The sequence below is a fragment of the Streptomyces sp. NPDC088194 genome, assembly GCF_040702025.1.
Taxonomy (GTDB): domain Bacteria; phylum Actinomycetota; class Actinomycetes; order Streptomycetales; family Streptomycetaceae; genus Actinacidiphila.
Genome location: NZ_JBFBIV010000010.1, coordinates 1 through 20,084, shown reverse-complemented (window position 1 = coordinate 20,084; position 20,084 = coordinate 1). Strand labels below are relative to the sequence as shown.

General features: G+C 70.2%; 17 protein-coding genes and 2 pseudogenes. 8 read left to right on the top strand and 11 right to left on the bottom strand.

The features are described 5' to 3' along the window. Positions 1–66 precede the first annotated feature (66 nt). Both AB0399_RS07510 and AB0399_RS07505 read right to left on the bottom strand, forming a co-directional pair. Entirely contained in the window at positions 67–2,562 is a 2,496-nt protein-coding gene (locus AB0399_RS07510; RefSeq protein ID WP_366410567.1) for an RICIN domain-containing protein, read from the bottom strand. Between the two features lie 289 nt (positions 2,563–2,851). Further along, positions 2,852–3,688, bottom strand: coding sequence for an AraC family transcriptional regulator (locus tag AB0399_RS07505; protein ID WP_329370906.1), 837 nt, complete (start codon positions 3,686–3,688; stop codon positions 2,852–2,854). A 441-nt stretch (positions 3,689–4,129) separates the two neighbouring features. Here AB0399_RS07505 and AB0399_RS07500 point away from each other — a divergent pair, with 441 nt between their 5' ends. From AB0399_RS07500 to AB0399_RS07490, 3 genes are all read left to right on the top strand, one after another. After that, on the top strand, positions 4,130–6,172 hold the full coding sequence (locus AB0399_RS07500; protein ID WP_366410566.1) for a hypothetical protein: 2,043 nt from the start codon (positions 4,130–4,132) through the stop codon (positions 6,170–6,172). 384 nt (positions 6,173–6,556) lie between these two features. Then, positions 6,557–7,450, top strand: a complete 894-nt coding sequence (locus AB0399_RS07495; RefSeq protein ID WP_366410565.1) for a lamin tail domain-containing protein — start codon at positions 6,557–6,559, stop codon at positions 7,448–7,450. A gap of 684 nt (positions 7,451–8,134) precedes the next feature. After that, entirely contained in the window at positions 8,135–9,433 is a 1,299-nt protein-coding gene (locus AB0399_RS07490) for a PP2C family protein-serine/threonine phosphatase (protein WP_366410564.1), read from the top strand. A 169-nt stretch (positions 9,434–9,602) separates the two neighbouring features. Here the strand turns inward: AB0399_RS07490 and AB0399_RS07485 are convergent. Beyond that, positions 9,603–9,821: pseudogene (locus AB0399_RS07485) on the bottom strand (hypothetical protein); the annotation flags it as partial. Here AB0399_RS07485 and AB0399_RS07480 point away from each other — a divergent pair. Both AB0399_RS07480 and AB0399_RS07475 read left to right on the top strand, forming a co-directional pair. Next, positions 9,805–9,921 (top strand): annotated as a pseudogene (locus AB0399_RS07480) (pirin family protein); the annotation flags it as partial. The pseudogenes AB0399_RS07485 and AB0399_RS07480 sit on opposite strands and share 17 nt — an antisense overlap. A gap of 124 nt (positions 9,922–10,045) precedes the next feature. Continuing rightward, a complete protein-coding gene (locus tag AB0399_RS07475) occupies positions 10,046–10,681 on the top strand; it encodes a hypothetical protein (protein ID WP_366410563.1) in 636 nt (211 codons plus the stop codon). A gap of 176 nt (positions 10,682–10,857) precedes the next feature. Here the strand turns inward: AB0399_RS07475 and AB0399_RS07470 are convergent, their stop codons facing one another. Together AB0399_RS07470 and AB0399_RS07465 are read right to left on the bottom strand one after the other, a co-directional pair. Beyond that, positions 10,858–11,727 (bottom strand): hypothetical protein, encoded by an 870-nt coding sequence (locus tag AB0399_RS07470; RefSeq protein ID WP_366410562.1) that lies wholly within the window; start codon positions 11,725–11,727, stop codon positions 10,858–10,860. Positions 11,728–11,776: 49 nt separating this feature from the next. Further along, the gene (locus AB0399_RS07465; protein WP_366410561.1) at positions 11,777–12,742 is read right to left on the bottom strand and encodes a hypothetical protein; all 966 of its coding nucleotides are present in this window, start codon (positions 12,740–12,742) and stop codon (positions 11,777–11,779) included. Between the two features lie 647 nt (positions 12,743–13,389). Between AB0399_RS07465 and AB0399_RS07460 the strand changes: the two genes are divergently transcribed. Beyond that, on the top strand, positions 13,390–14,004 hold the full coding sequence (locus AB0399_RS07460) for a DUF6000 family protein (RefSeq protein ID WP_366410656.1): 615 nt from the start codon (positions 13,390–13,392) through the stop codon (positions 14,002–14,004). A gap of 149 nt (positions 14,005–14,153) precedes the next feature. After that, positions 14,154–14,804 carry a DUF4304 domain-containing protein gene (locus AB0399_RS07455; protein WP_366410560.1) on the top strand — a complete coding sequence of 217 codons (651 nt, stop codon included), beginning with the start codon at positions 14,154–14,156 and terminating at the stop codon, positions 14,802–14,804. 68 nt (positions 14,805–14,872) lie between these two features. On the opposite strand, the gene AB0399_RS07450 is transcribed toward AB0399_RS07455, so the two are convergent. The 6 genes from AB0399_RS07450 to AB0399_RS07425 all read right to left on the bottom strand — a co-directional run bounded on the left by AB0399_RS07450 (position 14,873) and on the right by AB0399_RS07425 (position 19,271). Next, positions 14,873–15,223: a hypothetical protein gene (locus AB0399_RS07450; protein WP_366410559.1), complete on the bottom strand. Its 351-nt coding sequence runs from the start codon at positions 15,221–15,223 to the stop codon at positions 14,873–14,875. A 44-nt stretch (positions 15,224–15,267) separates the two neighbouring features. Further along, positions 15,268–15,966, bottom strand: coding sequence for a hypothetical protein (locus AB0399_RS07445; RefSeq protein ID WP_366410558.1), 699 nt, complete (start codon positions 15,964–15,966; stop codon positions 15,268–15,270). Positions 15,967–16,052: 86 nt separating this feature from the next. After that, positions 16,053–16,481, bottom strand: coding sequence for a hypothetical protein (locus AB0399_RS07440; RefSeq protein ID WP_366410557.1), 429 nt, complete (start codon positions 16,479–16,481; stop codon positions 16,053–16,055). A 521-nt stretch (positions 16,482–17,002) separates the two neighbouring features. Next, complete coding sequence (locus AB0399_RS07435; RefSeq protein WP_366410556.1) at positions 17,003–17,488, bottom strand: hypothetical protein; 486 nt, start codon at positions 17,486–17,488, stop codon at positions 17,003–17,005. 23 nt (positions 17,489–17,511) lie between these two features. Continuing rightward, positions 17,512–18,954 (bottom strand): C2 family cysteine protease, encoded by a 1,443-nt coding sequence (locus tag AB0399_RS07430; protein ID WP_366410555.1) that lies wholly within the window; start codon positions 18,952–18,954, stop codon positions 17,512–17,514. Beyond that, complete coding sequence (locus tag AB0399_RS07425; RefSeq protein ID WP_366410554.1) at positions 18,954–19,271, bottom strand: hypothetical protein; 318 nt, start codon at positions 19,269–19,271, stop codon at positions 18,954–18,956. The genes AB0399_RS07430 and AB0399_RS07425 overlap by 1 nt, the downstream gene beginning before the upstream one ends. Before the next feature lie 467 nt (positions 19,272–19,738). Between AB0399_RS07425 and AB0399_RS07420 the strand changes: the two genes are divergently transcribed. Beyond that, positions 19,739–19,972: a hypothetical protein gene (locus AB0399_RS07420; protein ID WP_366410553.1), complete on the top strand. Its 234-nt coding sequence runs from the start codon at positions 19,739–19,741 to the stop codon at positions 19,970–19,972. The last annotated feature ends 112 nt before the right edge of the window (positions 19,973–20,084 follow it).

The following is a 20,084-nucleotide window of genomic DNA, read 5'->3' as shown; positions in this document are numbered from 1 at the left end:
GGCGCTGGTGCGCCGGGGGCCTTGCCGGTTGAGAGGCCCTGCCGAGCGCCTGCTCCTCCCGCGGATCTACTCGATGGTCCACTGCTGCAACGCCGAACCCGTGTCGGGTTGTTGGGTCACCGGCGCACCGTTCGCGGTCGAGGCGGTGGTCAGCAGCAGGCCGCTGTTGACGCTGGTGAGGGTGTAGGCGCCGGAGAGGAGTTCGGTCACCCGCCAGTCCAGGTTGACGCTGCTGGGGCAGGGCCACTGGATCACGGTGGTGCCGGGCGTGGTGAAGCCCCCGTTGTCCGCGGCGCATTGGCCCGAGGAGCCGTTGGTGAGGGTGTACGAGCCGTCGGGCAGCCGGGTGAAGGTCCAGCTCTGGTTCTGCCCTCCGGTCAGCGCCGAGGTGTCCAGCTGCGTCCCTTCGGCCTGCGAGGAGTCCGGGTCCTCCAGCGCCTGGCCGGACAGGCTGACGGTGTGGGTTCCGCTCAGGTCCGCGGCCTGCGGGTTGACGGTCCAGGCGAACCTGGTCGAGCCGCCGGCCCGGCCGGAGGAGGCGGTCACCGTGGCGGTGTAGGTGCCGGCGGTGGTCGGCGTGCCGGTGATCAGCCCGGTGGAGCTGATCGTCAGTCCGGCCGGCAGGCCGGACGCCGCGTACCTGAGCTTCCGGCCCGCCGAGTCGGTCGCTGCGACCTGCACCGAGGCGGCGGTGCCGACCGTGGCGGTCTGCGCGCCGGGGGTGTAGACGCTGACCTGCTCCGGACCCGGAACCGGCCCGGCCCCGGTCAGCGACAGGGTCTGCTCGGCGGCGGACCGGCTGCCGCCGACAGCGTCACCGGTGCGGTCGGTCCAACTGCGGGTCGGGGTGGTCTCGGCGAGCCGGCCGGGCTGCGCGGACATGCCCAGCACCAGCTCGCTGTACCGGTTGACCAGCCGGTAGGTCCCGGTGGGCTTGCCGGTGCGGGGGTCGGTGCCGGCCACGACGAACCACTCCTGGCCGACGGTGGGACCGCTCTTGCCGACCGCGGTGACGGTGGGCCCGGTGCCCCAGGCCCGGCTCGCGGTCGAGCGGGAGTCGACGCCCAGCGCCTGGCGGGTGGCGGCGTTCACGATCTGGTACGAGCCGTCGCCGTTGCCGACGAAGGACCAGTCCGCCCGCTCGGAACGGTGTCCCGCGGTCAGCGAGGTGGTGGCCGAACCGCCGGAGACCTGCGCGAGCACCCGGCCGGTGCCGCTGCTGATGCGGTAGCTCTCGGCCGGGTCGACCGGAGGGGCGGCGGGAGCGCTGGAGTCGATCGTCTCGTTGGCGTACTCACCGTCGGAGTGGGAGCAGGCGATGGCGCAGTACGACCGGAAGGACTTGCCGACGATGGTGGAACTGGTGTTGTTGGCGCTGTCGAGGAACCAGCGGTACCAGGAGCCGGACGTGTAACCGCCGGAGTCGCCGATCAGGTGCCACTTCTGCGTGGCCAGGTTGTCGGTCGCGTAGTACTTCTGCGGCTGGGTCGTTCCGGCGGCCACCGCGGGCTCGCCGATGTACAGGCCGAGGTAGGCGTCGTAGGTGATGTTCATGATGAACAGCGGTGACTGGTCGGGCAGTTCGCCGGCCGCTATCTGCTGGTCCACGGTCCCGGTGTTCTTCGGGTCGTAGTCGTCCGCCACCGGGGTGTAGCCGGTCGGGTGGGCCGCGGTGACCGGCTCCAGGTTGCTCTCCCTGCCCCCGACGCCGGGCTGCGACCAGGAGCCGTCGAACCACTTCTCCCAGCTGCCGGTCGCCATCTTGCCGGAGATGGGTGCGCGCGCGACGTTCTCCAGGCCGCCCATGCTCCCGCCGACGCCGCCCTTGGGCACGATGCGCGAGCCGTAGTAGACGTAGAAGTAGCCCGACGCGGTGTCCACGTAGAACCGCTGGTCGCCGTCGCCGTAGTCGTAGGTCTGCTGGGGGAACGTGGCGGTGTCACCGCGGGTGGTGCGGTAAGGGGACGTGATGGCGTGGCCCTTGATGCTCCACACCTTCCCCTGGTCGGTGGAGACGGCGTAGTCGATGGAGTCGTAGTGCAGTCCGTCGCCGAAGGGCTGCGGGGTGAACTCGTTGTGCACCAGGCCGTACCAGTCGCCGGTGTCCGGGTCGACCCAGACCCCGAGCAGGTCGCAGTAGTTGGCCTGGGAGTAGCCGGAGCCGCTGGGAGCCGGCGTCGCCTCCCGGCCGGTGGGGCTGTTGTTGCAGCGCCAGGTCGTGTCGTTGTTGGCGTCCTTGGCGTCGGCCGGGTTCACCGCGGTGTCGAGCGTGGTGTCCGGGGTCGCGCTGTCGAAGTCGGTCCCGGTGTAGAAGCCCCATTCACGGGGGTCGGTCGCGCCGTACAGCGAGTGGGACGACTGGAAGTAGAACGTGCCGTTCTTGTCGATGTAGCCACTGGCAGGCGTGTCGTCCGCGTAGGCGTACGGCTTGGTCGAGCCGATGCTGACGGTGTACGAGGCGGCGGCCGGCGCCGGTGACGCCAAGGCCGGCAGCACGGTGCCGACGGTGAGGAGCGAGGCGGTCGCGGCGACGGCCGCGAGCGCCCTTCGGAGGCGTGGCAAGGGTGGTCCCTTCTCTGGAGCCCCGCCCCGGCACCGGCAGGTGACCAAGCGGGCAGCCAGGGCGGGCAGGTTCGCTGCGTGCGGTACATGGGCAACCGGACACCGCGGCAGGAACGCTGCGAGCAGAGCCCTGGATGATCGGAACTGCTTGGACAATGGCAGTTCCGCGCAGGGCCGCTCACGCAGGGACAGCTTGGAGTCGGGTGCGGCGCCTGTCAAGACAGCCGTCAGGAGCGCGCCGGCCCCACGCGCGGCCAGGGCCAGCTGCGCGCCGGTCCCGGCCGTCCGCTCAACAGCGCCGCTGCTGCCTGCGGAAGACCGACGGCGCGACTCCCACCTGCCGGGTGAACACCCGGGTGAAGTAGGCGGGATCGGGATACCCGACCTCACGGGCGATGCGGGAGACCGGACTGTCGGTATCGGCCAGCAGCGCCTTCGCCCGGTCGATCCGACGCCGCATCAGGTAGACCGTCGGGGTGGAGCCGGTGGCCTCGCGGACCGCCACCGCGAGGCTGTCCCGGGAGACCGCCAACTCCCTGGCGATCGAGCCGATCCGCACCGGCCCCTCGGCGTTGTCCAGCAGGCGCAGGGCGCGCAGGCCGAGGTCGCGCCGGAAGCGGCCCGGCTCGGCGGACTTCCGCCGGCCGGTGCCCACGGCGTTGATCAGCGCATGGAGCGAACTCGTGGCGGCCACATGGCCGCTGAGGGACTCCGGCCGGGCGAGCAGGTCCAGCAGCCGGACGCACTGGGCGAAGGTCTCCGCGGCGTCCGCCGGTTCGACGACCGGGCAGGCCGCGCCGAGATATCCCAGCTCGGCGTAGCTCCTGGCCGCCGGCCCCTCGAACAGAATCCAGTACTCGTTCCAGCCGCTCGCCGACGGGCCGTAGCGGTGGCGCACGCCGGCGGGCAGCCAGAGGAACGATCCGGGCCGCACCCGGTAGCGCCCGGGGTGGCCGTGCAGTTCGAGGGAGCCCGACCCCTGGTACACCAGGACCCCGGCGTGGCAGTTCAGGGCGCGTTCGACCCGGGAAGGGGGGTGGTCCAGAATCCGGCCGGCGCCGGTCACGGCGATTCCCAGCGCCCGCACCTCCTCCGGCGGCGTGCGGTAGTGCGCGACGGAATCCACCCGACCACTCCTGTCGACAATCGTCCAAGTCCTTGCCGCATCCGTGCATTCCCGCGAGGCAGGGTGCGCGTGGAGCATGTCGGCATGAGCACCGGACGCCTCGACAGGGTCCGTTCGACCGCCCCACCTCCCACGGTCACCGTCCGGACAGCGGAGACCGTGGGCCCGGCCGGCCGGCACCCGCCCCTTCAAACCGACCGCGCCGCCCGTCCAGCCGGGGGTTCCCACAGGACAGCCGAGAATTCCCACGGGCGGAATCCGACCCGCGAGCGAACAACGCCTCCTCCACATCCGGCCGGTGAGCTGCGGCTCCCTCCGAGCCGCCCTTGACAACTTAGCAGCCAAGCAACACGATCCCTGGGCAAGACCGGCTCGGCCGAGCCGGTGGTGACAGGACCGCGGCGTGGCCTCCCGCCCGGTTGCGGAGTGGAGGTGAGCCGGATGGGGACGCGGTACGTCCTGCGGGTCCAGGCGGACCCGGCCGACGAGCCGGCGGCGGTCGCCGCGCGGATGGTCGCGCTGGCCGAGCGGACCGGCGCCGACGAGCTCTGCGTCTTCCTGTTCGGCATGGAGTTCAACGACGGCAACGAGCCGCTCGACCGGATCGGCCACTGGCTCGACCGCACCCGGCCGTGGCGCGAGTCCCTGCGCTCCGCCGGCATCGCGGTGAGCCTGAACCCCGGCCATACCCTCGGGCACTGCGACTGGGGGCGCCCGCGCCGCGACGACTGGCAGCCCATGGTCGACCAGCGCGGGACCGCCGCCGACGTGGTGGTCTGCCCGCTGGACCCGGGGTGGCGCGCCTACTTCGCCGAGACCCTGCGCCGCTACGTCGCCGAGGACCTCGACGCGGTCTGGATCGAGGACGACATCCGGCTGCACAACCACGAACCGCTGGACTGGGGCGGCTGCTTCTGCCCGCTGCACCTGGCCGAGTTCGCCCGGTCCTGCGGCACGCGGGCGACCCGCGACGAGGTGGTCGCGGCATGCACCGCACCCGGGCCGCCCCACCCGTGGCGCGAGCTGTGGCTGGACATGTGGGACCGCACCCAGCTCGAACTGGTCGGCACCTGGCGGAAGATCGCCGCCGATCACGGGGTCCGCCTCGGACTGATGTCCTCCACCCCCGAGGCGCACGCGGCCGAGGGACGGCGCCGGCCGGACTGGCTGCCCGGATTCGACATGCACCGGCCGCACTTCTGGGGCTACTCCGACGCCGGCGCCGAGGCGCTGCCCACGTACGCGGCGCTGCTGGACGCCCAGCGCGCACAGCAACCGCCCGGCCTGGTCAGCTATCCGGAGATCGAGTGCTGGCCGTACGGGCAGTGGAACAAGTCCTACCGGCAGACCTTCGCCCAGATGGCGACCGCGCACATCCTCGGCTGCGACGGGCTGGCGATCAGCCTCTACGACTTCCTGACCAACCACCCCGACGACGACCCCGGGCGCGCCGCCTTCCTCGCCGAGGTCCGCCCGGCACTGGACTGGCTGGCCGACACCTTCGACACGTCGCTGCGCACCGTCGGGATCGGTGTGCCCTGGTCACAGGAGACCGGCCGGGCCGCGCGAACCGGCGACGGCACGCACCACGACGGCGCGAAGGGCGACGGTACGAAGGGTGACGGTACGAAGGGCAGCGGTACGAAGGGCGACTGGCGCGCGCTGGCCGTACCGCACCGCGAATGGGCCGGCTGGCTCGGCGCGATCGGCCACGCCGTCACCCTGAGGGGCGACGCGCCGGTCAACGCGGTCGCGGGCGAGTCCGCGTGGGCGTACGACGACGCCACCGTGCGGGGCTGGCTCGCCGGCGGTCTGCTGCTCGACGGCACCGCGGCGCGCGTCCTGGCCGAACGCGGCTACGGGGAGCTGATCGGGCTGAACGGCGTGCGCCGGCTGGGCCCGACGGACCCGCTGCCGGTGCGCGAGGTGTGCGAGGACCCCGACTTCTCGCTGCGGGTGGGCGCGATGATCTCGGTCGACCCGCACATCAACGGCCACCCGCCGGTCGTGACCGGTGAACCCGTACCCGGCGCCGGGGTCGCGAGCCGGATCGTGGACGGCGCGGGCCGCCCGGTCGGCCCCGGTCTGGTGCTGCACCGCAACACGCTGGGCGGACGGGTCGCGGTCTGCCCCTGGCCTGCCACCACCGCGGTGCGGATGACCCCGCAGCGCGCCGCGCAACTGTCCGCCGCCGTCGACTGGCTCGGCGCGGGAACCCACGCCCGGGTGTCCGGCGGTCCCTGGCTCACGCCGCAGGTCCTCACCGACGGCACGCGCTGGCGGCTGGTGGTGTGGAACTCCGGGCCCGACGAGGTCGACGCCGTCACCGTACGGCTGCCGGCCGGCATGCCCGCACCGGCCGGCGGCGTACAGATCGACGCTCACGGCGAGCGCCGTCCGATCGGCTACGCCGCCGGCGCCCTCGACCTGCGCCGTCCGCTGGGCCAGTGGGAGTTCGCGGTCCTCACCGCGGAACGCCCCTGATCCGCGCCCCTGCCAGAACGCGCCGCACAGATCGTCCACGGTGGCAGCGGCGCGACCGCTACGGCTACGGCTACGGCTACGGCTACGGCTACGGCTACGGCTACGGGCAATTCGCGGTGGGCCCGGCCCACGGCCCCATGTCCCGGAAATACGCGGATTCACCGGTGAACTTCGAAGAATCCCTGCACCGCCCCGTCTACGCGCATATCTTGGGGCTTGGGCGCCCACGTACCCGCCCCTCCGGGCCGGACGCGCCGTCATGTCCCTTGCAGGTGAAGGAGAACCACGGTGTCGCGCCCTTCGGAGGCCACGCAGCCTCACTCCATACGTACGCGTGCCGACGTCACGGCGGCGAAATCCCGGCTCCGGCTACGCAGGAGCGTCGTGCCGATCGGAGTGGCCGGCGCCGTCGTGCTGGCCGGTATCGCGGTGCACTCGGCGTCCGCCACGCCGTCCTCCGACGCCGTGATCGCCGAAGTGTACGGAGGCGGCGGCAACTCCGGCGCCACGTACACCAACGACTTCATCGAGCTGGCCAACGCCGGTGCGTCGACGCTGGATCTGAGCGGCTACAGCGTGCAGTACCTGCGCGGAACGCCGACCGCGACCTCCACATGGCGCGCCACACCGCTGACCGGCACGCTCGTCGGGGGCGCCCGGTACCTGGTGCAGGAGTGGGCCAACACCGGCGGCTCCCTTCCGCTCCCGACCCCCGACGCCGCCGGCACCATCAACCTGTCCGCCACGGACGGGACCGTCGCGCTGGTCTCGGGCACCTCTCCGCTCGCCTGCCTGACGGCCGCCGCCTGTGCCGCCGACCCGCGGGTCAAGGACCTGGTGGGCTACGGCAACGCTGTCGTGCACGAGGGCAGCGGCCCGGCCGTCGGGGCGAGCACCACCACATCCGTGGCCCGCGGCGTCCTGCTCGGCGACACCGATGACAACGCGGCCGACTTCACCCCGGCCCTCCCCACTCCCGAGAGCTCCACGGGCAACGGTGGCGGCACCGACGGTGGAACCGGTGGCGGCGACGACGGCGGGACCGTGGGCGTCACCGGCGGCGCCGACGACGGCGGCTCGGTGGGCGTCACCAGCGGCGGCAACGACGGCGGCGGCAACGCAGGTGTGACCGTCGGCGTGGACGAGGGCGCGATCAATGGCGCCACCTCCGGAGACGACGGCGGCACGGGCGGCATCACCAGCGGCGGCGACGACGGCGGAACCGTGGGCGTCATCGGCGGCGCGGACGGCGGCGGCACCGGGGGCGCAACCGGCTGACGGGGCCGTACCCCCGTCGCTCTCCGCCCGCTGTCGCCAGGCTCGGCGCATGCTCCGCGACCATCGACAGGGTGCGCCGCGCCCCGGGACGGCTGGTCACACGCCGTCTTCGACGCACTCCCCGGCGGGAGCAGTCACCGGACGGACCCGGAGGTCGCCCTCTCCCGCCGGGGCGACCTCAAGGGTTGTCCGCCCGGTTCCAGGGCCGCCCCCGTGCCTGGGCCGCCGGTCTTCCGGCGGCGGTAACGGGCGACCCTTCGTACCCTCGACAAAGGCCCGCAGATCCTCGGTACGCACGTACGTACGTACATACATACGGAATGCGGATTCCCCTTTTGGAGGGGTGATGGCGGTTCGGCGCCGACTCATCGAGCGGTCCCCGCGGCAGGTGTGGGCCCCGAGACTCCGGTCAGGGGCCCTTGCCTCGCCTCGTCGACCGCCCACCCGGGCGACGGGGTCCACGGCGCCACTCCCGGTGCCAACGCCTCCCGCGCCGCTCCGCGGGCCCCACCACCCGAATCATGAGCGGCGCCGCCCCACGCGTACTGCGACCGGCCCGCTCCTCCCCGCAATGAACCAGGGCCGGCCCGCCGGCTCAGCACTCGCGCCGGGCAGGCCGGCGCCGCCTTCGTCGTAGCCTGGTCAGGAACGGCGCTGTCCTAGCCTCCCGCGAAGGGGGAAACCGTGGACACGGACCGAGAAGCCGGTGGGCGGGCCATGCTCGCCGACCTGCTGGACGCCAGCCACCTCATGCCGCTCGACGCGGTCGCGGACAAGGCGAGCGAGTTCGCCCGGGCCGCCGGCTTCACCGACGTGCTCATCTACGTGGCTGACGTCACCCGATATCAGCTGCACCTGCTGGCCGGAAAGGACGGTGCCCCGCCGGGGAGCGACACGGACATCCGGATCGAGGGCACCGCTGCCGGCCGGGCGTACCAGTACGGGCGCTCGATGTCCGCCGTCCCGCACGAAGCGGCACAGACGGAATGGTGGCTCCCACTGGTGGACGGCACCGAACGCCTGGGGGCGCTGCGCGTGCGTTCCGCCTACGACGACGACCGGGCCCGTGAGGACGCCGATCGCCTCGCGGCACTGCTCGCCCTGCTGATCGTCGCCAAGCGCACCTCCAGCGACACCCTGGCCCGGCTGACCCGGACGGAGCCGATGACCATCGCGGCGGAGATGGCGTGGAACCTGATGCCGCCGAGCACGTACGCCGACGGACGCGTCGTGATCTCCGCGGCGCTGGAGCCGGCCTACCGGATCAGCGGAGACGTGTACGAGTACGCGCTCGACGGTCCCCTGGTGCATCTGACCCTCTTCGACGCGATGGGGCACGACACGGCCGCAGGGCTGTGCGGGGCGCTGGCGCTGGGCGCCTGCCGCAACTCCCGCCGCCAGGGGGCCGGGCTCGTCGCCAAGGGCGAGGCGGTGGAAGCCGCGCTCGTCGATCAGTACGAGCACCGTCGGTACGTGACCGGAATCCTCGCCACCCTCGACACCCGGACCGGTGTGCTGAGCTGGATCAACCGCGGCCACCATCCGCCGATCCTCATCCGGGGCAGCCGCTGGAGCAGCCATCTGCAGTGTCCCCCCGGGCATCCCATGGGCACCGAGCTGGGACTGCCCACCACCGTCTGCCGCGAGCAACTGCAGGCGGGCGACCGGATCGTGCTCTACACCGACGGCATCACCGACGCCCACCGCCCCGGGGAGAGCGAGTTCGGCGTCGAACGCTTCACCGACTTCCTCATCCGCCGGCACGCCGACCAACTGCCGGTCCCGGAAACCCTGCGCCGCCTCATCCAGGCCGTCATGGACTACCACGACGGAGACCTCCAGGACGACGCCACCGTGTTCATGTGCGAGTGGCTCGGCCCCAGCGTGGACGACACCGCACCGGCGGCAGCCCTGACCGGCCTGTCGCTCACCGAGCAGCCGCCGGCCCGCCCGCCTGACGGGCGCGGCCGATCCGAGGTCTGAGAGCGTACAGCGCCGAGCGGCCGTAGGGGCGCTTGCCGGTTCGCCACGGCTCGCCGAGCGGCATGAGGACATCCGCGCCGACGATGCCCATGTAGCGCTCAAGGTCTCGCAGCACGACCTTCTCGAAGGCCAGGCACTCGCGCTCCAGTCACCGCTACCCGCGGTCGGTAAACTCGACGACCACTGGGCTGCCGTTCTCGTCCAGCCCCAGGGTGTCGATCCGGCCCCGGTGCCATGGCCCCGTCGGATACTCCGACGCCAGGAAGCGGATACCGAGCATCGCCTCCATGGCCGCCTCGATCCGCCGCTGCAACTCCACCTCCAGAGCCACCGTCGACCCGGGCAACTCGACATCCCGCCCGTCTGCGTTTCGCCCGGACTGGCACACCGGTGACCGCTTCGGCGAGGTCCACGGCTACGACGGGGACCGCCTGCTCTCCCCGGACCTCCCGCCAACTCCCCTGAAGGCGCGTGGGCGTGAGCGCTGACCTGTTGTCTCCGTGACGCTCCCGACCCGCCCGGCGCCTCCCTGTCGAGCGGGTCGGGGGTCAGCTCGCGTCCGCCGACGGGCTTGGGCTCGCCAACTTCCACCTGCACCAGTCGTCCTTGGGCGTGAACGGGGAACTCGGCAAGAAGCTCGACACCTCGCGGCTGCCCACGCGTGCGGACCGGCGCCGCGCGTTTCTGGGGCACGTGAAGAACTCCCTGCCCACCAACCCGCTCGCGCCGACGCGGCTGCGCCGTCGGCACCCGAAGGTGCTCCCCGACGGGGCGCGGGACAAGCTCCTGGCGGTGGTGAACGCCGCCCGCGACCGGCTGGTGGTGACCTGGCCGGCCGACGGCGGCCTGCGGATCGGTGAGCTCTGCGGGCTGCACCTGGTGGACCTGCACCTACGGGAGAACGCAGCCTGCGGAGAGTGCCGCGCCCCGCACGTCCACCTCTGCCACCGCCCCGGCAACCCGAACCGCGCCGAGGCAAAGACCAAGCTCCCCTGGCGCATCGACGGCGGCACGGTGACCGGCGGACTGATCAAGCATGCCGTGCCCGGCGGTGCTGCACACCTATTTCGATTACCTCACCTGCGGCGAGTATCCGCGCGAAACCGCCGGGCACGGCATGCTCCTGGTCCAGCTCCACGCCAAGAACTCAGGGCAGTCATGGGCACCGGTCGGGACCCGACGGATGCTCGGCCGCGCCGGGAAGCGCGCCGGGCTCGGCATCGTGAAACCCCATGCCTTCCGGCATAACTTCACCTCCGCGGTACCGACCTCACCGGCTGGGAAGATGCCGACGGCTCTGCAGAAGTCCCCGAAGACGTTTTCGAGCGGATCTGGGCCGCCGCTCGACTTCGACTCGCCTCAACCGGATCATCGACGAAGCAACTGGTGAAGGGGCAGTATTTCAACCCTGCACTATTCGCCCGTCAGAGGGCGCTGTTTGCCGGGGTGACCTGCCAGGTGCCTCGGACGGGGTCGAGCGTGGCTGTGTAGTCGACGTGCGTGGGCGGTTTTTGGCCGAGACGCCACCGCTGCGGCGTGGCTGACAGGTGGATGGTCGCCCAAGTTCCTGATGCGGCCCCAACAGTTCCTATCCAGTGGGGGCTTTCGAGGATCAGCTGGCCCGTGGTCGCAATGTCGGGTTCGGGAATGGTCACTGACGAGGCTGCAAAGGTGTTGAGGAGTGCAGAGCCAGCCTGCAGGGCCAGCAGACGGCTGAGGACCGATGCGGGCATCGTCGGATCTGTGGATTCGGCCACCAGGTAGCAGTCGTCATGCCCGGAGTACCAGAAGCGCGAGCCCGTGATGCGGGGCAGGACCGGCTCGTCGAGGGCCGCCGTTCCAATGGCCAGGGCGATCTCGTCAAGTTGGGCCGGGGTTGGCACTGTCGGCACGTCGACGAGAGACAGCTCGTAGGGCGACCAGTTGCCATCCAGGAACTGCGGCAGGCTGTTGCGGTGCATCACCAGGATCTCCTCACCGAGTCCTGGAGTGGCAGAGGCCCATGCCCCAACCTGGTGAACGGTGAAGTCGACTCCCTGTTCCGCCGCGATCAACGACGGCCGCCACTCTTGGAAGTCCTCATGCATGAAGCTGTTCGTCGCAAGATCCACGACGAGGACCGTGTCGTTCGCCGAGCGCAAGAGCACGTCGATCAACTCGCTCGCCTGGGCTGCCGAAGCGCTGATTTGCCATGACCCGTCAGCCTCGCGAACGGTGAAGCTCAGCGGGAACGGCAATCCCTTGATCCCGACGCTGTTGACGTTGAAGGCCCCGTTGCGCTCGACCTTGATCACTGCCACATCCCCCTATGAACTCGCATGCCACCCTGACCTGGGGGGATCATCATCCACCGTCTGCCGAGGCAGGCCGCGCCGAGAGCAACGGAACTGGGGCTGAGCATGTCCTGGTCCTCGTGCTGCCGGTGGGGGCCTGTCCGGGTGGCTCGCAGGCGGCGAGGTAGTCGGTCCAGCTGTCCTGGGCGAGTCCGGCCCAGTTGTTGGCAGTGCTCGTGCTGACGCCGAAGAGGTCGCTGACGATGATGGGCGGCAGGTTGGTGACGGCCTCGATCATGGCTGTGTTGCGGGCGCTGATGCCGGCTAGGCCGTGCTGTTTCAGCATCGCGCGCATGGTCGCGGCGCTGCGGGGCCGGCTGGGTGGGCGTCCGGGGAAGAGGAACCTGGGCTCGGCTGTCTGGGGCGGTTGCAGTAGTGAGGTGTTTCGGTTCGGGCGGGTGATCTGCTGCTCGATGAGCTGGGCGAGTTTGGGTGGCAGCAGGACCGGGTGGGTGTTGATGGTGAGGTAGGCGCCGTCGTCCTCTTGGTGGAAGCGATCAGTGGTCAGGGTGTTGATGCGGGTCGTGTGCAGGCCGTAGAGGCAGGTCAAAGAGCCGATGATCCGTACTTCCAGAGGAAGCGTGTCGTCGGTGAGGCAACGACGCAGTTGCTGGTCGAGTTCTTCGCTGGCAAGGAACCTGGTCGCCTGAATGCGCTGTGTCGGCGGGACGGTGACCTTGGAGGTGAGGCGGCGGGCCACGGTCCAGCGGATGAAGGAGTTCAGGCTGCGTCTGCGGGTGGGATTCTCGGTCAGCCACAGGTCGAGATCGCCCTGGCCGAGCTGGTCCAGAGCCGTGTTGCGGACGTCGAGCCAGGACAGGAACTTGACGGCGGTCTGCAGTTCGGTGCGGTCATGGGTCGCGGCGCCGTAGGTGTAAGTGCCGCGTTCCATGCGCCGTCGGGCATCGCGCAGGACGCCCCATTCGGCGAAGGGTCCGATCACCGTGGCCTGGTGATCGGGCAGGGCCGCGGTCATGTCGCGCGACCACAGGGCCAGGCGGGCGAATGCCTCGTTGCGGGTGGGGAGGACGCCGGTGGGTGGCGACCAGGAGCTCTCGGATGTAGCGCGTCCCGCGGTTTTGCGGCCACGTGTCGAGCAACTCGTGGGTGATCGGCCCCTGGGCTCCCGCGAGGTCGGTCAGGAGAGGAGCTGCCTCGCCGGCGTTCAGCCAGGCCAGCAGTGACTGCGGACGTGGCGCGGCGGCCAGTTGCTCGGCGAGTGGGAGCAGCTGCGGATCAAGTGCGCCGCTGTGGTCGCGGAGCAGTGCATGGAGGCGGTTGATGGCGACGCAACGGGTGCAGCAGCCGTCGGTGTGAATGTCGCCGGGGTATCCGCATTCACGGCAGGCGAAGTCGAGATCCGTCCCGGAGCACGGGCCGCAGATCCTTCCGCCGTCCTGGGCAGTGCCCACCAGGGTGCGCAGGGTCCCGCAGCGGGTGCATGGAGCCGGGTTCTTTACTGGCGGAGTGCACTTGTTCCGGACGTGTCGTATTCCGGTCCAGAGACGGCGTTCCGGGCGGGGGCCGAGGCTCGGACCTGGCCGCTCTTTTCAGCAGAAGAGCGGCGCAGCATCAAAAGGGAGTGGCCTCGTTGCACACGAGCGGGGCAGGATCGACCCTGTGATGCGCCGTGCCCATGAGGATCCCGAACTGCTGGCCCTGGTTCACCGCTACGTCACGCCCGAGCGGCGGTACATGAAGCTCAGCGGCAGCTTGCTGCGCATGCAGGATCCTGAGTACGACCGCTTCGCGCGAAAGCTGAGCGAGGACTCGAAGGCCATCACCGCCCAAGAGATCACCACACTTCTTGAAGGTGGATGGCGTGAGCGGAGGACTGCGACATGGCTCGTGGCTGTCTCTCGCCGGACCGAGTTCCGTGAGCGCCTCGGGGAGCTGCTGCTGGCCAGCGAGGTCTGCTGTGCTGGCCTGGCTTATTGCGTGGCCCTGGCCTGCTTCGGAACGCCCCGCGACTCTGAGCTGCTGATCGCCTACCTCGACCGTTATCTTCGTCGACCTGACCTCGCATACGACCAGGCTGCGGCCATGGGCGCTCTCGTGTTCATCGACCTGAATCTGCAGGGTGACCAAGCTGCCTGCTTCTTGGGCCCCGGCGCCCTGTGGCAACAGTGGCTCCACGATGCACCCCACATGCAGGGCACCACGGACCCGACCCCCTCTTTCCTGAGCCTCATTCGCCGGCTCTGCGCCTTCGTCGATGAGTGCGCCGAAACCACCTGACGGGCACGGCTTCTCAGCGACCTGGAATCTTCGGCTCCGGTCCACGACGCAGTCCGATGCACGGCTCAGAGGGCGTTAAGTCCCTTCCCTCTCGGTTCGCGATTGCTCGCTTGTGGTGGTGATTACCACAATCTGGCAAGGTGAGCCGCATGACAGCGCAGGCGGCCCTCAAGGCGGCGCTTAGGGACATCGTCGCGCCGGCGGCACGCGCCGCGGGGTTTAGGGGATCGGGGTCAACCTGGCGATTGACGAACTCCCAGGACGACTGGGCGGTCGTGAACGTGCAATCGTCTTCATCGAGCACGGCTCGGTCAGTGCGCTGCGTCATCAACCTGGCTGTGGCACCGGCCCCGTGGCTGGACTGGATGCGCGCGTCGCTCGGGTCGCTACCGAAGTCAATCAATGAGTCGCTTGGGCTGTACCGCGCCAGGCTTCATCCAGATGGCACGCCCGTGGGACGCGACGGGTGGTGGGAGATCAGTAGCGAACGGGACGCGCGCGCCGCTGCGGCTGACATGGTCGTCCAGCTCGCCGAACGTGGCTGGCCAACGCTCACCCGGTTGCTGGACCGGCAAGCACTGCTCGGCTCGATCCGTGCAGGCGATCTTGGGCATCTGAAGTCTGGGCACTTCGACATGTTCTTCGCGCGAGCCGAAGCGCTCCTGGTCGCTGAGGATGGCCCGAGTGCCCGGTTGGACGAGCTATTGGATCGCGCGACAACGAACGTCATCCCGACCCAGAAGGCAAACGCTGAGAAATTTGCGGCATGGGTCCGCTCTCGCACTGCGCAGACAGGTTGATTTGTACGGTTGCAACCAATTCAGATCCGTTAAGGCCGTTTTGGTAGCGGCCCCGTACGTTCGGTCTCTCAGCGAGCTCCGGCGTCGTCTCGGCGGGTGGCGATGTACTCCGTCCAGTCGCGCTTGGCCAGGGTGGCCCATCGCGTCGCGTTGTGCACGCTGGTACCGGTGACTTCCGCGAGGATGGACGCCGGGACGTCGGTGGCCAGGGCGAGGCGGGCTGTGTTGCGGCCGGCGAGTCCTGTCAGGTCGGCTTTCCGGAGCTGGATGTGCATCGACTGCAGGGACAGCGGCCGCGCCGGGTTGGAGCCCGGAAAGAGCCACGGGGTGGTGCTGGCGGAGCGGTTGTTCTGCCAGGCCGCCTCGGCCAACTCCAGGCGCTGGCCGACAAGGGTGGAGATGCGCGGTGGCAGGTCCACCTGGTGCCCATTCAACTGAAGGCGCACTGTCTTGCCCTCCCGCACTACGTCGCTGGTGGTGAATCGGAGGATCTTGCTGATTTGAGGCCGAGGAGCAGGACCAAACTGCCGACCACGCGTGTCGCCAGTGGGAGGGTCTCGTCCCCGACGCAGCGCCGCAGTTGCTGCAGCCGCTCTTCGTCCTCGATGAAGACGCTGGGCTGTTCCACCCGGCGCCGCGGAACGTCGAAGTCGCGGGCGGTGAGCTTGTGGCGCTCCGCCCAGTGCAAGAACACACGGATGTCCCTGCGGTGACGCTTGCCCTGGGACAACCACCGGTCGAGCGAGTGCTGGTTGAGGTCGGCCAGGGTGAGGCCTTCGTCGTCCAGCCAGGCCAGCAGTTCCAGAGGGCGCTGGATGAGGGAGCGGGTCCGCGCCAGGGACGACGCGGCAAATCCCTGGCCGCGTCGGGCTCGGTCGCGGTGGCGTCGGATGACGTACCAGTGCGCGAAGGGGCTGACGATCTGCTGGTGCTCCGCGGGCGCTTGCGCGAGGACGTGGTCGGCCCAGCGGGGCAGGCGTTCCACTTCTTCGTAGCGCTGGGGTAGCACGTCGCCGGTCGACAGGAGATCACGGACGTAGGTGGTAACCAGCTTGTCGGGCAGAGAGTCCAGGTCCCGGTGGGTGATCGCGCTGTGCCTGGTGGCCAGGGCGTTGAAGAGGTCGGCGACGCCGTCGAGGTCGAGCCAGTGGTGCACGGTCACGGGTCGTCCGGCGGCCAGGAGCGCGGCGCGCAGCGGTTCCAGTCGCGCTGGGACCGTAGGTGCGCCGGGTGGTGCGAGCAGGCCGGTCACGCGGTGGTCGAGGACACATCGGGTGCAAAATCCGCGGCGGAAGAGCAGACCGCTGACGCCGCAGCCCTGGCATTCGTAGGCCTGGCCGGTCCCAGCACACGGGCCACAGCAGGCAGCGCCATCGGCGTGGCCAGGCTCCGCCCCTCGATCTGACGCCCCAGTTGGCGTGAGGGCTTGCCGCAGTCCGCGCACGTCGGCGCCGTGACTCCGGAAATGCCGTGGTCGATCAGCGTGTGCGCGAGCCGGACCATGGCGAACGGCTCCGCTGTGCCGGGACGTGTCAGCGCATCGGAGTTCGCAGCCAGATGCCGCTCCAGGATGCCGACCGCGGCTCCGCGAAGGCCCGCCTGGCCCAGCACCTCCTCCAGGACCAAGCCGTCCAGGCCCGGCAGGGCTGCGTGCAGATGCTGCCGGATCCGCGACACGCCCCCGGTGGTTCTGCTCCGCCGGGTCATGTCAGGTCGGGGCGCCGGATCGTGGTGCGCCGCGGCCGTGGCTGCGCCGGCCCGGCTTCGCCGGCTGTCTTGGTTGATTCCGCACTCCACCGCGTGGCGCTCCTTGTAGTCCTCCTTGTCGAAGGCCTCGGGGGCACAGTACTGAGCGCGAGGAACCCGCTGATCTCGATCGTCCGCGCCGTGGGGAGCGGCGTCTCGTCCAGCTCGTCATCGCTGACGGGCACCAGTCGGCCGTCCGGGGCTTCCCCTGCCCTGCCGATCTCGGCCTGATCGAGCACAGCCCCGTCGGCCCTCGCAGGTTTTGCGGTAGCGGACGCGTCCCATGTCCTCGGTGTGGACCTGCCGGAACGCGATCTTGTGGCTGCGGGTCGCACTGACCATCTGCACCGGAAGGCTACGGCGGGTCACAGCGGAGCGCAGCTCGAATCCCGCCCGACGATCGCCGACTCGCCCCAGGCGGCACCGACCGCCGGCGCTCGTCGAGCCGCTCGTCAGGACGCGGGGGCGGACGCTGTCGCGGGGGTGCTGGGGATGGGGGTGATGGGGGACGGCGGCGGGGTCGGCAGCCGGTCGGCCTGGACATCGACGGCGTCGTGCTCGGGGTTGGGCATGCGCCAGATCTTGAGGACTTTGACGCGGATGCCGTATTCGGTGATGACGTCCCCGGCTTTGACCAGGTGCCAGTCGGCGTGGGTGTCGTCCGGTTCCAGGGCCAGTTCGGCCTCGTGCGGTCCGGGCACGGGTTTGATGAGGTCGTTGGTGACCACGCTGAACGTAACGCTGCGGCCGCCGGGGAGCTGGATTCCGCCGGTGGGGCTGGCCGGGAAGCCGTCTGCCACGACCGCGATCCGCTGCACGTCGGACTGGTGCGGGCCAAGCGGGGGCGGCTGTGCGTCCTTCGGGTTGTGGTCGTGTGCCTGGTGCACCAGTACGGCGGTCAGGACGCCGAGGGCGGCAAGCGCCACGGCGCTGGTCACGGTCCATCGTGTGCGGCGCGTCATCACGGCCTGGTCTGCGTGTAGGAGGCGCTGCGGAAGTACTGCTGGTACTGGCTCTTGGTCACCGTGACCGTGGCCGGCACCGGCGGGTCCACCTTCTCCGAGTTGCGTCCCCAGGGGTTGAACAGAGTGACCGTCGGCGGGTGCGTCTTGGTATCGACGCTCTGCACGGAGTACTCGTGGGTGCCGACCAGCCGCCGGTCGACGGCGTTGAGGTGCGGCACGCTGCCCACCGTGACCGCCTGTCCCTCCTTGATCTTCTGGTCCATGTCGGCAAGCGACATGGACCCCGGGGTGGTCCGAGTGGTGGGCACGCCGGTGATCTCGTGCATGCCCCGGTCGCCGAGGCCCCCGTCGATCTTGCTGTATCCGCCGCTGTACTGCGCGTACGCCTTCTCGTAGATCGCCACCCACATCACGTTGTCCATGACGGGTGCGTAGGCCGCCTTGCCCGAGATGACCGGGAGCTTGTTGTCGACGGTCACCTCGACGGGCTGGCCGGGGACGCCGTCGACGTTGGGCAACGGCGCGCGGTAGAAGGTGACCGTGTAGGTGCCGTTGGGGTTGACCTTGATGTGGTCGCGCACGAAGTCGGGGTCGCGGGCGGATATCGCCGCGAGCGACGCGAGGAACCAGCAGTCCCCGTCGCCGCCCTGGCTCATGTCACGCGGTACGTCGATGTTGCCGCTCGGGCCGTACAACGACCCGTCGAACTCCTTGAACTGCGGGTCCTTGAGGTTCTCGGCGCTGGCGTCCGGCTGCCACGGCAGATGGGTGAGGGTGGTCTCCATCCGGGCCAGGGTGTCGGGGCCGAGTTCGGACATCAGCATGTTGACCGACTGCGTCTTGACCGCCCCGTCGGAACTGCCGGCGCCCCAGAAGGTGCTGCCCTCGCCGACCTGGCTGTTGAGCTTCTTCAGCTGCTCGACGCTCATCCGTCCCATGACCGCGTCGAGTTCGGTCGGGGTGAGGGAGGAGAAGCGCTTGAGGACCTCCTGGGAACCCTGCGCGGAGTTCTCCCACAGGAAGCCGCCGGAGTCGTCGATGTGATCGTCGAAGTACTTCAGCGCGTCGTCGACGTGCTTCTGGTCGGGCGCCGGCTCGTCGTCGAAGTCCAGGCCGGGGTCGACGCTGTAGCCCTGCTCGGCCAGGTGGTGGACGCTGTCGAGTTGGGCGCACCGGCGGGTCATCGAGTCGGCGGTGGCGTCGAGTTGGGCGTTGAGCGAGGCGGGCAGGCCCATGTAGGCCATCGGGAGTGCCTGCGGGATGAGTGCTTCGAGGGCGGGGCTCCGGCTGGCCGGCTGCGCGCCCTTGAGGAGGACCTGTGCCTCGCGGAGCACGCCGGCGAGTTCGCCGTGCAGGGTGCGGGCGCCGGGGCCGGCCTTCTTCATGGCGGAGGCCAGGGTGCGGATCTTCGCGGTGTCGAAGCCGTGGAAGTCGCCCATCAGCCGTGCTTCGCCGCGACTTTGGTGGCTTCGTCCTCCAGGCGGTGCGCCTCGGCCTCCCAGCGGGCCACGTCCGCGAGCAGGTCGTGGGCCATCGTGCCGAGCGTGCTCTGATGGCCGGTGAGCATCTGCATCGTCTCGGTCGCGTACGGCCCGGTCCAGATCGGTGGACTCGCAGTCGCCTGCTTCACGGTCGCGTCCAGGTACGGCCCGAGCGCCGCCGCGATCTTGCGAGCCCGTGCAGATAAGGTCCCCAGTTGTTCCGCACGCTGCTTCTTCTGGGCGGACGTCTCGTCCTGCGCGGCCTGGTCTCCCATACGGGTCCCCCCCGGGACTGGACTACGGCACTGCCGGCGCGAGTCTAGGGCAGCACCCCACGGCCCGTGTAGGACGCATTCGCGCGCCGACAGTGTCTGCCGGGGGCGGGCTCAGCGGGCCTGTGGCGGTCGCTGGGGTGGGGCGTCCTGCTTCCTGGTTGAGGCGCCGCTTTCGGGTGCAGGCCCGCGGGAGTCGAGCCGGCACCCGTGGCCGCCGGCGGCACTCGTCGGCGTCGGCCTGGGCGCAGCTGCCCTCGGGTACAACGTGGGCTACCACCTCGGCGGGTCCGTCGAGGACCACGAGGCGCCGGTCAGCGCCGACGTGCTCGAAGGGGCGAGCAGCACCGAACTGATCGCCGCGCGCCGCACGGCCGTCGCGAGCTGACACGGCCGCTGTGGCGGGTCGGGAGCCTGGGGCACAGACTCCCAACCCGCGTTTCGGTGCGTGTACGGAAGGTAATCGTCTGATGAGTCCGGACGTCGGCGAACGGTGTCCGCCCGAGGATTCGGAGCCGGACATGTTCGGAAGCAGGAAGTCCGAGAAAAGTGGGAAGCAGGCGCGGTCCGAGAAGGCCGAGCTGCCGCTCGCCGCAGCAAAGGATGAGGCCAGGGATCGCAAGGGCGATGAGGCCCGCAAGGAGGACGAGGACTCGGCGGCGGTCACGGCTGCAGTGACGGCCTCGACGACAATCGTCAGCTGACGGCGGGCGACCCCGAGAAGCGCCGCGTACCGCGAGCTTACCGAGGCGCTTCCTGCGGTCGCCGAAAGCGAAGCGCTGCTGTGCCGGCGCCGCGGATGAACGCGGCGCCGGC